Below are 13,260 nucleotides of genomic sequence, written 5' to 3'. Positions count from 1 at the left end.
GCATTGTAGAAAAAAGAAAAGGGGTTTTTTGAAATGAAAGCTGCTGTTATTCGCGATTCAGTTGACGGATACGTTGACATTAAAGATGTTACTTTACGTCCTATCACCCATGGTGAAGCTTTAGTTAAGATGGAATACTGTGGTCTTTGCCACACCGACTTACACGTTGCCGCTGGTGACTTTGGTAAGCAACCTGGCCGGATTATCGGACACGAAGGTGTTGGTAAGGTTATCCAAGTTGCTGACGACGTTGACAACTTAAAGATCGGTGACCGGGTTTCTATCGCTTGGTTCTTCAAGGGCTGTGGCCACTGTGAATACTGCTTGACCGGCCGTGAAACGCTTTGCCGTAACGTTAAGAACTCTGGCTTCACTGTTGATGGTGCCATGGCTGAAGAATGTATCGTTGATGCTAACTACGCCGTTAAGGTTCCAGAAGGCTTGGACCCAGTTGAAGCAACTTCCCTCACCTGTGCCGGTGTTACCATGTACAAGGCACTTAAGACTGGTGAAACTAAGCCCGGTCAATGGGTTGAAGTTGTTGGTGCCGGTGGTTTAGGTAACTTGGCCATCCAATACGCCCACAACGTCTTCGGTGCCCACGTTATCGCCGTTGATGGTAACCCTGACAAATTAGCTGCTGCCAAGAAGGACGGCGCTGAAATCTTAATCAACCGTCATGATGGTGATGTTGCTGAACAAATCCAAGAAAAGGTTGGCGGTGTTGACAACGCTCAAGTTACTGCCGTTACCAAGGACGCCTTCACGCAATCCGTTAACGCCCTGAAGCCAGATGGCAAGTTAGTTGCCGTTGCTTTACCTCAAGGTGACATGGAATTAAACATTGCTAAGACTGTTCTGGATGGTATCTCAGTTCGTGGTTCCTTAGTTGGTACCCGTCAAGACTTAGCTGAAACCTTCCAATTCGGTGCTGAAGGCAAGGTTCACCCTATCGTTCAAACTCGTCGTCTGGACGAAGTTAACGATATCATCGACGAAATGAAAGCTAACAAGATCGTTGGCCGGATGGTTGTCGACTTCACCAAGTAATTTCAAAAAACTTCAATACTTCCAAAACCCCTGCGCTGCCGTGAAAGCGTAGGGGTTTTATTATGAATTTGAATGAATAAACCGCCCTATTCCATAATGGAAGGCAGTTGCGTCACAAAATTAAGTCAAATTGGCTGCACTCCGGCTTTGCTTGTATTTTACCAAGACAATAGTTTGGAAGTATGAATACCTAGAGTTTAGAGTTTTCGGTTTAACTGATAACGACCGTGTCAATCATCACTACATTAGGACCGGTATGACCAGTCATTTGGAACTGTCAATATTCAGTATGGGTTCTATAACCCTTGTTGTTGAGAAAGAAACTTGTCGCCAGCATTTTGAGCTAAAAAAAAGAGGGTCACCCCACTTGGGAGTGATCCTCTTTTGAAAAATTTAGCTTGAAGAAATTACTTCTTCAATGGGGCCCATTGCCACTTAGTAAATTCTTCGATATCATGACCTTCGTCACGAGTAACCTTGAAGTGCTTAGCTAAGATGTCATCCATCTTCTTGTCGAAGGCCTTTGCGGCAGCTTCGTCAATAACACCCTTAGCAACTAAGGTATTAGCAGCATCCTTGGCTTGGTGGAACCGGTCTAATTCGGAGTATACACGCATGTCGTAAGCAGTCGTGATATCACCGTCTTCACGGTAACCATGAACGTGCAAGCCTAAGTGTTGACGTTCGTAGAAGAATGATTCGATCAAGTCTTCGTAACCGTGGAAACCAAAGACAACTGGTGTCCCGGATTCGCCGAAGAGTGAGCTGAATTCAGCATCGCTCAAGGCACGTTCGTCGTTCAGAGGGCCGTTCTTCTTTTGAAGACGTTCCAATTCAACAACGTTTACGTAACGCATCTTAACGGCTGGGAAGGCATCGTTGATCAAGCTAAGAGCAGCCAGAGTTTCGATGGTTGGTTCAACACCGGCAGAAGCAAAGACGATATCAGCATCTTCACCTTCAGCAACAGTGGAAGCCCAATCGATAGTCTTAAGACCCTTAGTAGCCAATTCTTCAGCTTCATCAATGGAGAACCATTGTTGACGAGGTTGCTTAGAAGCAACAATGTGGTTAACCTTTTGACGATCGTTGAAGGCACGGTTGAATACGGCCAAAAGCGTGTTCCCATCGGCTGGAAGGTACTGACGGATAAAGTCAGACTTCTTTTCAGACAAGTGGGTTAACATACCAGGATCTTGGTGGGTGTAACCGTTATGGTCTTGTTGGAATACAGTTGAAGTAGATACCAGGTTCAATGATGGGTAATCATTACGCCATGGTTCTGCAGCAGCCTGACGGATCCACTTGAAGTGTTGCGTCGTCATTGAGTCAACAACCCGCAAGAATGATTCGTAAGACGTGAACACACCGGTACGACCAGTTAAGGTGTAACCTTCAAGCCAACCTTCAGCTTGGTGTTCTGATAATTGAGCATCCAAGATACGGCCTTCTGGAGCTTCGTATTGGTCATTTGGTTCCTTGACCTTACTCATCCATTGACGGTTCGTAATCTTGAACATTTCCCAAAGACGGTTAGACATCGTTTCATCAGGTCCGAAGATCCGGAATGATGATGGGTTCTTCGTAGCAACGCCAGCGAAGAAGGTTGACAGAACGTTCATATCCATGTTCCGGTTACCATCTGGTAATTGGGTTCCACGGTTATTTTCGTTAATGTCGTTAGCGAAGTCTTTCCAGTTAGGTAAGTCAAGCATTGCTGGCTTTTCGCCGCGTGCACGACCACCGTTAGCGATTGGGTTAGCAGCCATCCGCTTGTCACCCTTAGGTGCAAAGTCAGCTACTTCATCCTTCAATGAACCGTCTGCGTTAAATAATTCAGCAGGCTTGTATGAGTTCATCCATTCTTCGAATTCTGGTAATTCGTCGAAGTTGTTTTGGCTTAAACCAAGTGGAACTTGGTGAGCACGGAAGGAGTTTTCGATTGGTTCGCCAGCTGGGTTCTTTTGAGGACCGCCCCAACCCTTTGGCAAACGTGCGATAACAACAGGCCAAGGTGCAATTTCACCATCTTCGTACTTGCCGTTTTCACGTGCGTCTTTTTGAATTTGTTTGATATCAGCGATTGCTTGATCAAATAACTTAGCAGCTTTTTCGTGGTAAGTCATGTAATCATGGATATCATCGTTTTCGAGGAAGCGAGGTGACCAGCCCAAACCTTCGAAGAACTTAGCGATCTTGTCGTCGCTCATCCGTGAGAAGATCGTTGGGTTGGAAATCTTAAAGCCGTTTACGTCAAGGATAGGTAATACGGCACCATCGTTCTTAGGGTTCAAGAACTTGATGGAGTTCCATGCAGTCATAGCAGGACCAGTTTCAACTTCACCATCACCAACTACAGTAAATGCAATTTGGTCTGGGTTGTCTAGAACGGCACCAGTTGCATGGGAGAGAGAGTAACCAAGTTCCCCACCTTCGTGGAGTGAACCAGGCGTTTGTGCAGTCATGTGGGAACCAATTCCACCTGGGAATGAGAACCGCTTGTACAGACGTGCCATACCTTCGAGGTCCTGAGTAATTTCAGGGTAATCTTCAGTGTAGGTACCGTCTAAGTAGGCGTTTGTAACCATAACTTGGCCACCATGACCGGGACCACCGATATAGAACATGTTCAAGCCGTACTTGTTGATCAGACGGTTGGCGTGGGCATACAGGAACGTTTGTCCTGAGATAGTACCCCAGTGCCCGATAGGCTTAACCTTAACGTCTTCTTTTTTGATTGGTGTGTTAGTAACTGAGAACAATGGGTTGTCCTTCAGGAAAATCATACCACCGGAAAGATACGTTGTAGCACGCCACCAGGCGTCAACCTTTTCCAAGTATGACTTGGAATCGTAATCTACTGCCATGAATTTTACACTCCTTCGTTGAATAACATCCTTCTAAACAATTAACGTAAATCATTAGAGGTTAATTTTGTACTTCTTCATCATACTAAATTTTATAGAAAAGTCAACCTTTTTGTAAATTGATACGGTCCAATTCTAAAAAATATCGTTCATAGGCGCCAAAAACACGCCGCAATCAGTCCGATCAACCACTCAGATGCGCATCAAATTGTTCGCCGGATGCCCGCCACCACGCGATTATTACTCAACTATATTTTGTGAACGAGACAATTACCTAAATTTTCCCAGTCGACAGCCACTTTTTCATTTTTGGAAAGATTTGCCTGCTCAGACGACATTTAAACCGTTTTTTATTAAAAAAATTTTACCAATTGTCTGGGATCAGACACTGATTACTTTCTACTAACCAGTCTACCAAAGGAAGGTCAATTACCCTACTGTTATGCTCCACTTTTCAAAAATCCCTCGTTTCTTGCACCCATCATCTAAAATTTATAATTTGAGCGTAACTGAACCTCACCATTTTTCTGTAATTTGGCATCAAAAAAGGAGCTGAAACTGTCCCAACTCCTGTCATTTTCTAGTCAAGCTACTGTAATCTGATGACGCCCGTGTTGCTTGGAATAATACAGATTCTGATCGACACGATTGTAAAAATCCATCGGCGATTCATCTGTCGCAACGACCGTAGAAACCCCCATGGAAAGTGTCACCTGGATGACCTGTTCTTCGGTATGCACCTTCAGCTGATTGATGGCATCAAAGATCGTCGTTGCCACCGCCTTAGCTTGCTGGGCATCGTACCCCGGAAACAAGAGATTAAATTCCTCGCCCCCGGTCCGGTAGAATTTAATCTTCGGATCCGTTCGCTTCAGCACTCGTTGGACCGTGGCTGCCACTTGCTGGAGCACTGCATCTCCTGCCGAGTGGCCATACGTATCATTCACTTGTTTGAAGTGATCAATATCGAACATCACCATCGCTAACGACCGACCGGACTGCAGGCTTTCTTTAAAATAAAATTCGGCATCTGACGTGTAGGCCGAAAAGTTACCGGTCGCCGTCAACGTATCGTGACTTGCCAGCCGGGCCAACCGAATCTTCTGTTCACCGTCATGGGTAATCATATCCACGTAGACGTAGAGCAACATTTCAAAGATCACCAGGTACAGCCACTCCTCTTGAAACGTCTGCCAGCTAAAGTCGAACTTGAATTTCATCCATAACCATAGCAGGCCCCCGAACGGAATCGCCACTCCCATATAAGCCAGCCAAGCATACCGCTGATTATGATGCCACCGTCTAATCCAATTCATGGCTATGAAGAAGGCAACTAGTGTGATCGCATGCCCCCAGGACTGCCAATACCCGAGTGACTGGTTAAAGATCATATAGGCCAGAATGATTGGTGGAAATAGGTAATAAGAAATGTGAATATTCAAAAAGTACGCACAAAAGATAACCGCCAACAACTGAAAGTTCATGAACTCCCACGCACTAGCTTGACCCAAAATTGGCGTTTGCATGCTGAAAACAAAGACCAACATATAAATCACACCGTACCAGCCATTGATCACATCATCCGCAATACCCACGTGGTGCCGATGACACCAAGAGTCTAACCAATTAAACGTCACCCAGTACAAGGTAAATACCCCTAGGATAAAGAAAATACTCGATACAAATGGTGGTACCTGCCACTGTGACCACGTCATTGGTAAACCCCTTCCTTATTAGACGACATTCTGTCCAATCATGCGCCGGTATCTGTAGAACCTTACGGCTTACCATCAGTGCATCTTGGGCGATGTATATAATTTTAACTGAAAATTGATAGGATAAACTATATGTTAATCCAATAAACAGTAAAAAGGAAGTACTTCTCTAACTTCACTAACCATTTTCCCGCACGAATCGTCCTACACCTCAGCGTTTCAGTCCATATCTGCCGACCGGTAAGGCGAAGGGACCACCATGTTGCCCAAGATGACCAGTAAGGCGAAATGGAACTATCTCTTGACCACGAACAAAAACACGGCCAAAGGACTAGCCGTGCTTGCTACTTAACTATTCTGTTTATACAACACCCTGAGTGTTTTAAGATCGGCCGAGGAGAGTCGTAAGTGGCCTTGATCTAGTGGATACATGGTCGACTGCCGACTCTTGCTGTGGTCCAACCCCACCGCATGGCCCAGTTCATGCAGCGCCACTGAGGAACGAATGCCCGCCTGCGGATGAGCTAAGTTCAGTCCGGCCTTGGCACGATTGATGGTATAGGCCCCCAGCCCCACATAACGGCGAATTTCCGGTCCTCCTTCACCCAATTCGAGAAAGTCAGGCTGCTGCCCGGATTCCGCTCGATGATAAGTAAAGAAGGTAATCCCATTCTGGTGCTGGCCGGGCTGACCCGCGACGAGCTTCACAACGCCCGTCCGATTGTAAATCGCCACGGCTTCTTCAAAGACTGGCCGAACATTAACCGGCACGCTAGCCGCAAAATGGTAGTAATAGACCGCCCGTAACGGGTGCTCCGCGACGATCCGTTCCACCGGCGTTCCTGCATGGTCTTGTCCCCCTGGCAGCGTCGTTTCCAGTTGACGAACCACGCGACTCACCCGTGCCTGTGAGAATCCTAAGTGTGGCAGTCCCAAGTGTACTAACAGCATAATCGCTGCTACCAGTCCCATCAGTAGCAGTCGTCGTTTCCACATACTGGCAAATCTCCTTTATTTTGGTTCATTGATAACTAGTTTAGCCGTCTTAGCCATGAAAAGATAGCAGAATCGTCCTGCCGACGCACGAAAATGGCCAAATCCGGTTAAATTTGACAGGGCGTATTATAAACATCATTATATTTTAATTTTTGACGTTGATTGGCTCCCCCGTAACCAGCCCTGACCTTAATTATGAGAGTTCGCTGGTTTTTTGGAAAAATTTTCCACTTATTAGCGATCGCCCTCGCTGTACAAAAAAACGCCGCGGTCTCGTGACCCGGCGTTAACTTCTTATAAATTTAACAGTGTTGCTGGGGTTGCCAATACATAGGTTGGTTGCTCTTCCTTCACGGCTACCGGATCAGCAGCGCCCCACATAGCCCCTGCCGTCGCCACACCAGCCCGACGCCCCATTTGAATATCGTACTTGGCGTCTCCAATCATCACGCTACGCTGAGGATCAAGATCAAAGCGCGTCAGCAAATTCAGAATACCATCCGGTGCTGGCTTGTAGTGGGCCACCATGTCGGACCCACAGATTGCGGTAAACGACTGGCCGAGACCGATCTGTTCCAAATTACGTTGCAGTGGTACCGAATGCTTACTCGACACCACAAAGAGTTGCTTGCCTTGTGTCTTCAACGTATCAATGGTCGCTGCCATCCCTGGAAAAATGGTCATGCCCGTCCGCTCGGCCTGCTGATACTGTTGTCGAAATTCTGTGAATAATGCGTCCAACTCAGCTGCCGACAAAGTTTCCTGCGCCATTTTAGCAAAAGACACCTCAATGGGTACCCCCATATAATCAACAATGGCCGCTCGAGTGGGAATCGCTAAATTCCGAGCCTGATAGGCCCGCTGCGTGGCGATAACCGCAACATTGCTGGAATCAGCGAGCGTGTTGTCGAAATCAAAGAAAAAGTTATCCATCTTACCTCCTACGTTCGCGTCAAATCACCATTAAAGCCGCTTGAATCGTCGTTAAAACTCCATCATGCTGGTTATCCACGCTCGTTACCCGCATAGCGCTGCGCTGAACTTCATCTGGAGCATTTAGCATCGCCCAACTGTGCTTGGCAAATTGTAGCAAGGGTACATCATTTGCTCCGTCACCAAACGCCATGATTTCATCGGCTGCGACGTGCCAGCGTTCCGCGAGCCACTGGACCGCTGGCAATTTGCCAACGTTAGCCGCCACAACATCGACGACCCCATAGCCACTGTCATGAGCCTGCAAGTGACCCGCAAAATACTCATTCAAATCAGCGACCAACTTAGCTGCTTGACCCGGTGCAGCGGAAATACTGATCTTCTTGATGCGATCATCAACGGCACTTAGGTCCGTGACCTGTTGCAAATTGTCATAGAATTTTTCTGCCGCATCAATTAAGACTTGGGGGGCGCCGGCCTCAGTATACGAGCCCCGTTGACCCACCAAAATCACGTAGGTCGACTTAAGAAAATCCTGACGCCGGTCAACCGTCACAAAGTGCTGAACTTGTTCTGGGCTTAAGCTCCCATCAAAGACTTGCTGACCTTGAAGGTAGATTGACGCCCCATTCTCGGCGACAATTGCGAGATTATCCGCCATCACCTCATGAAACAATGTCTCCAAATGCGCAAACTGATTACCCGAGGATAGCACTAGATTAATGCCCCTTGCCTTAAGATCTTGCAAGGTCTGCTTGAACAGAGATTGATTGAAAGTCTGGTCATCATGAAGCAGCGTGCCGTTTAAATCGGTCGCGATTAGTTTAATTGCCAAAATTTCACTCCTCAATTTCATTAATGACGTCATTATACCTTTTTTACGGGAAAAGACGCAAAAAAACTCCCAGAAGCCGCGGACTTCATGGGAGTTTTTCGAACTAAATTAAATTAGTTGTTTGCGTTCTTAACCGCAACGACCTGACGGCCATCGTAGAAACCGCAACTTGGGCAAACCATGTGTGACTTACGTAATTCACCACAGTTAGGGCAAGCAGTCAAATTAGGCGTGGTTAACTTGATGTGACCACGACGCATAGCTTTTTTCGTCTTAGACGTTTTCCGTGCTGGTACAGCCAAAGAAAACACCTCCTTCAAATAAAATTATATCCACTAGTGAAAAAATTTTTAAGGCTTACAAAGGCGATTATTGATCATCCTGATCAGGGAAGAAATCCTTTAACTTTGCAAGACGTGGATCAACTGGTTGATTCTCTTTCTCCACCGCTTCAAGGTTCTCTTCGGAAACAACTTCCCAGTCTTGACCGGCTGGCATTGCTTCGCCTTGTTGTTCGGCGTCAGAAAGAATGTGCATCGGAATCTGTAAAATAATGTTATCCCCGACGGCCTTATCCAAATTAATCTGGTCATCGGTGACCACCATCACCACATCGGTCTTCTCAAACCGTTGGGTTGCTGTGGGGTCAGAAACGTAAAACTCCGTCATCTTGAAGTCGACGGGTAAATCAACCGGTGCAAGTGACCGGCTAGACGGGACCGTTAAGTCCGCCGTTACCTGTGCGACCACAACGACATCCCCATTTCCAACGACGGAAGCAATTCCCTTCGCGTGGACGGGGCTAATGTCTAAGACCTCGTTTCCATAACGTTCAATCAAATCTGCCTTTAAATCTAAGGTTTCATCGAACATCAACGGATCATTTCGGTGGTTCTTTCGCAGTTCGGTCAACGACCATTTCATCGCAATCCCTCCAATGCAACGTGATAAATTATACCTGTCAAAAAATGTGATGTCAAGGTAATTTCCTTGATAGTCACTCTGAAAGCGTTATTTTTACGGGAATTCGACCATAATCCTGGGGAATCCCCGTGACTAACGTCCGTAGGGCTCCCAACCGATCGTCAAGGGCTCCCGGACCCTTTTGCCAATCCCGGTCTGCGCGACTAACGAGTGGTAAGGTCACCTGCTTTTTAATCTGATGCAAGTAGCGCTGACCCGTGGCTGAATACCCCAGCACCCGCAGGTATTGCGGTTCCGCCTGCATCTCGGCTGGCTTCATCTGTCCGAGCAAATAAACCGACTGCCGTTGCAAGCGCGTATACGTGTATCGCTTCGTCTTGACGGCGTGCATAAACTCAGCGAAGGTGGCGCTGGTTAACGCTGCCCGCTTCAACCGATACTCTACGCCCTCAGTGATCTGATACATCTGCCGCAGATCAGCCACATCACCACTGACCAGTTGATAACGAAGCAACGGCCAGAAATCAGCCCAACTGGTCAGTTGAGCCTGCTGCAAGGCAGTTAGCGTCGTCGCCGGTACCACCGGTTCAACCGCTGACCAATCACCAGCTAAAGCTGCCGTTCGAATCGCGGTCGCACTGGCAAACTGACTAGCCGTAGCGATGGTTGGGTCGTTATGCTGACTCCCCTTACGTGCCAAGGCCAATAACGACAACGGATTCCCCTGCCGCCGATTAGCCAAGGCATAAAAGAAGCCCAGAATATCATTGGCGGCGTTCAGGGTAATCCCCGTTTGTTCACGCAGGTAACCCTGAAACAGCGACGCATAGGTTTGATCAAACCGTTTGAACGTGGTCGGATCGCTAGGCAAGTTGGCCATCAACCGCTCATAGTCCATATCGGGATGCTCACTACCAAACGCTAACCACCGACAGTCTAAAGCCGCCAGTAAGGCGACCCCGCCCGCAGCAAATAAATGCGCCGGTTGAACGGCAATCGCCGTGGGTAATTCGACAACGAGATCGACGCCGCCTGCGATCGCAGCTTGTGCCCGCTGCCATTTATCCATCAGTGCCGGTTCACCCCGCTGCACCCAATTACCGCTCATTGCAGCCACTACTACATCGGCACCCGTCTGCTGTTTAGCCTGAGCCACCTGATAAGCGTGTCCATGGTGAAACGGATTGTATTCCGCAATGATCCCCACCGCTTGCAATGCCATGCCTAAGCCTCCCGTGTGACCTCGAAGAACCAACGCGTGGTATCCGCGGTCACTTCAGATTCGCCAAAGTCAGCACTTACCCGTCGTAACGTTAACCCAGCGGATTTAAGCGCGGACTGATAATCTGTCAACACATACGTGCGTTCATGATGGAGCTCGGTTACCTTGTGATAGTCACCCGTCTCTTCATTTTGAGTGAAGAAAGTGAGGTCGTGTTCCGCCGCGTGCGGCTCATCTTCAATGCCATAGCTGGTCCAGATGAAGGCCCGCGTGTCATCGACATAATTATACATGTACCCAGGATAAACATCATCCGTTTGGTGCGGCGTAATGACATCAAATAAGAACTTACCGCCAACCGTCAAATGATCGTGAACCTGACGGAATGCTGCGGTCACAGCTGCCAAGTCCGGAAGATAACAGAAGGAATCTGCAAAACATGTAATCGTTTGGTAGTCCCCAATCATGGTGAGGTCTAACATATCTCCCGCCATTAAGGGCATGGTCACGTGGGCCTCTTCCGCATGCTTAGCCGCCAACGCCAACATTTCCTCAGAAAGATCGAGACCGCTGACTTGATACCCTTGCTGCGCCAGTAAAACGCCTAGACGTCCGCTACCACAGGCCAGATCGAGCAATTCGCCATCTGTCGGCGTGACACGTTGAGCGACAAAATCCAGCCATTGATCATACATGGCTGGATCAAACAATTCGTCGTAAAGCTCAGCAAAAGACTGATAAATCATGCTTCCGCCTCTACCCATTGCGTCAAGTCAACTTCAGGGGCATCGGACCACAGCTTTTCCAAGTTGTAATGGCTCCGTTGTTCCTTTTGGAAGACGTGCACAACGACATCTCCCAGATCAATCAAGATCCAGTTGGCACTATTCTTACCTTCGACGTCCTTGATGGCAACGCCCTTGGCACTAACTTGATCTTCAACCTCGTCGACAATCGCTTGAATCTGCCGACTAGAGTTAGCGTCGACAATCAGGAAGTAATCCGCCATGAGGCTGACCTTCCGCATATCTAGTGCGGTCATATCTTCTGCGCGCTTACTCTCAGCGGCCTTTACTGCAATTTCTAAGACTTGTTTGCTATCCATGCAAGTACTCCTCTCAAATTTCGATACTCTCTCGTCTCATTACTGATGATGCTGATAGCGCGGTACCCAAGCGTTATACGTCTCTAAGGACTTAGGGTATACGGGTAGCCCGTTAGCGATTAAGTACTGTAACGTATGTTGCGCTTGAAAGGCAACGCCAGCCCCCAGATTTTTCGCGGTGATGGCTCGCGCCTCATCAACGCCCGGAAAATCTCGCGCGGGTTCAATATAGTCTGCCATATAGACGACCTGTTCCAGTGGCGTCATGTAGACCGCCCCGGTCGTGTGGTGCCGAACAGCATTCAAAATATCTTCATCGTAAATGTGTAATTCTCGTTTAATCAACTCTGCACCAACCACGCCATGCCAAATGGCATTCCCGTAGTGTAGTAGCTCTGGATTGAGCTGATAATCCTTGATCGCCGCAATAAAATCAGCATCCGGCCGCTGCTTAGCATAATCATGAACCAGTCCGGCAATGCTGGCCCGTTCCAGATCGACGTGATTAGGTTCTGCCAGCTCTAACGCCGTCTGCTCGACTCGCAACACATGTTGAAATCGCTTGGGCCGTAATTGCTGTGAGATACGATCAATTAACTCCTGGCGGGTACCAGGAAATATTTGTGCGTGATACGTTAACTCAGTCACGGTATAACAGATGCTCCTTTATATAGAGATCCACCATGGTTGGCACCAAATAGCGGACCGATTGGCCTCGACGAATCTGGTCGCGAATCATCGTTGAACTGATCCCAATATTGGGAACGTCCACCCATAACACGGGGTACGGTGATTCACGAGTGAAGCCCTGGCGACAAACCCCCACAAATTGAACCAGCTTAACCAATTCATCAATGCGGTACCACTTTGGCAAATAAGCCACCATGTCACCGCCAATGATGAAGTAATACTGGTTCTCCGGATGCTCCCGGGTTAATTGCAACATAGTGTCGTAAGAATAACTCTTACCCCCCCGCTGCACCTCCGTGAGTTCCAGCTTAAACAGCGGATTGTCTTTAATTGCCGCTTCTACCATGGCCACCCGATCAGCTGCCGGAATGGCCAATTTGCGATCAACATGCGGCGGCTCGGCATCGGGCATAAATAGAACCTGATCAAGTCCCAGCTGGGTGGCAACCTGATCGGCAATCACTAAGTGTCCCAAATGCGGCGGATTAAATGTCCCACCAAGAATGCCAATGCGACGTTTCTTAGCGGTCGCCTGCATTTGAGTCGCTACCTGTGTACTCGTTTGTTCAGCAATTTTTACCACGACTGCCAGACCCCCTACATATTTTCAACGACTGATGAAATCTTCTGGTTTTCTTCATCCGTTGCAGGTCGGTAAAGAACCAACACGCGACCAATAGTTTGAACGACTTGAATATCCGTTCCTTGTTCGATGAATTCTTTCGTCTCATCAACCGTCGCTTCGGCGCTCTGTTGGAGATTGATCTTAATCAGTTCACGCTTTTCAAGCGCCCCAGTCAATTGATCCAACCAAACCTGTGTCAAACCGTTCTTCCCCACAGAAAAAATGGGATGCATGGCGTGTGCGTGAGCACGTAAATATCTTTTTTGTTTCCCTCGTAACACGTTGTTTTCCTCCATCT

At 47.9% G+C, this 13,260-nt stretch carries 14 protein-coding genes; 1 reads left to right on the top strand and 13 read right to left on the bottom strand.

What is annotated here, in order from left to right:
• Positions 1 to 33: 33 nt before the first annotated feature.
• On the top strand, positions 34 to 1,050 hold the full coding sequence (gene adhP / locus HF569_RS02110; protein WP_168901149.1) for an alcohol dehydrogenase AdhP: 1,017 nt from the start codon (positions 34 to 36) through the stop codon (positions 1,048 to 1,050).
• Positions 1,051 to 1,457: 407 nt separating this feature from the next.
• On the opposite strand, the gene HF569_RS02105 is transcribed toward adhP, so the two are convergent.
• The 13 genes from HF569_RS02105 to yhbY form a co-directional block, all read right to left on the bottom strand.
• On the bottom strand, positions 1,458 to 3,917 hold the full coding sequence (locus tag HF569_RS02105; RefSeq protein ID WP_168849463.1) for a phosphoketolase family protein: 2,460 nt from the start codon (positions 3,915 to 3,917) through the stop codon (positions 1,458 to 1,460).
• Between the two features lie 584 nt (positions 3,918 to 4,501).
• Positions 4,502 to 5,632, bottom strand: a complete 1,131-nt coding sequence (locus tag HF569_RS02100) for a GGDEF domain-containing protein (RefSeq protein ID WP_168901148.1) — start codon at positions 5,630 to 5,632, stop codon at positions 4,502 to 4,504.
• A 348-nt stretch (positions 5,633 to 5,980) separates the two neighbouring features.
• Entirely contained in the window at positions 5,981 to 6,628 is a 648-nt protein-coding gene (locus tag HF569_RS02095) for a matrixin family metalloprotease (protein WP_168901147.1), read from the bottom strand.
• 294 nt (positions 6,629 to 6,922) lie between these two features.
• The gene (locus HF569_RS02090; protein ID WP_168901146.1) at positions 6,923 to 7,561 is read right to left on the bottom strand and encodes an HAD family hydrolase; all 639 of its coding nucleotides are present in this window, start codon (positions 7,559 to 7,561) and stop codon (positions 6,923 to 6,925) included.
• Positions 7,562 to 7,580: 19 nt separating this feature from the next.
• Positions 7,581 to 8,396: a Cof-type HAD-IIB family hydrolase gene (locus HF569_RS02085; protein WP_168901145.1), complete on the bottom strand. Its 816-nt coding sequence runs from the start codon at positions 8,394 to 8,396 to the stop codon at positions 7,581 to 7,583.
• Between the two features lie 113 nt (positions 8,397 to 8,509).
• Positions 8,510 to 8,698, bottom strand: coding sequence for a 50S ribosomal protein L32 (gene rpmF, locus HF569_RS02080; protein ID WP_057735399.1), 189 nt, complete (start codon positions 8,696 to 8,698; stop codon positions 8,510 to 8,512).
• Between the two features lie 67 nt (positions 8,699 to 8,765).
• Positions 8,766 to 9,320 carry a DUF177 domain-containing protein gene (locus tag HF569_RS02075; protein ID WP_168901144.1) on the bottom strand — a complete coding sequence of 185 codons (555 nt, stop codon included), beginning with the start codon at positions 9,318 to 9,320 and terminating at the stop codon, positions 8,766 to 8,768.
• 73 nt (positions 9,321 to 9,393) lie between these two features.
• Positions 9,394 to 10,542 carry a nucleotidyltransferase gene (locus tag HF569_RS02070; protein WP_168901143.1) on the bottom strand — a complete coding sequence of 383 codons (1,149 nt, stop codon included), beginning with the start codon at positions 10,540 to 10,542 and terminating at the stop codon, positions 9,394 to 9,396.
• A gap of 2 nt (positions 10,543 to 10,544) precedes the next feature.
• A complete protein-coding gene (locus HF569_RS02065) occupies positions 10,545 to 11,288 on the bottom strand; it encodes a class I SAM-dependent DNA methyltransferase (protein WP_168901142.1) in 744 nt (247 codons plus the stop codon).
• Entirely contained in the window at positions 11,285 to 11,647 is a 363-nt protein-coding gene (gene rsfS, locus HF569_RS02060) for a ribosome silencing factor (protein WP_168849471.1), read from the bottom strand. Before rsfS ends, HF569_RS02065 begins: the two co-directional genes overlap by 4 nt.
• Before the next feature lie 39 nt (positions 11,648 to 11,686).
• Positions 11,687 to 12,295, bottom strand: a complete 609-nt coding sequence (yqeK, locus tag HF569_RS02055; protein WP_168901141.1) for a bis(5'-nucleosyl)-tetraphosphatase (symmetrical) YqeK — start codon at positions 12,293 to 12,295, stop codon at positions 11,687 to 11,689.
• Complete coding sequence (locus tag HF569_RS02050; RefSeq protein WP_168901140.1) at positions 12,288 to 12,920, bottom strand: nicotinate-nucleotide adenylyltransferase; 633 nt, start codon at positions 12,918 to 12,920, stop codon at positions 12,288 to 12,290. Before HF569_RS02050 ends, yqeK begins: the two co-directional genes overlap by 8 nt.
• A gap of 14 nt (positions 12,921 to 12,934) precedes the next feature.
• Positions 12,935 to 13,258 (bottom strand): ribosome assembly RNA-binding protein YhbY, encoded by a 324-nt coding sequence (gene yhbY / locus HF569_RS02045; protein ID WP_168901139.1) that lies wholly within the window; start codon positions 13,256 to 13,258, stop codon positions 12,935 to 12,937.
• Positions 13,259 to 13,260 lie beyond the last annotated feature (2 nt).

Source organism: Levilactobacillus tujiorum, assembly GCF_012641185.1.
Lineage (GTDB): Bacteria > Bacillota > Bacilli > Lactobacillales > Lactobacillaceae > Levilactobacillus > Levilactobacillus tujiorum.
This window is presented reverse-complemented; position numbering and strand designations above follow the sequence as displayed.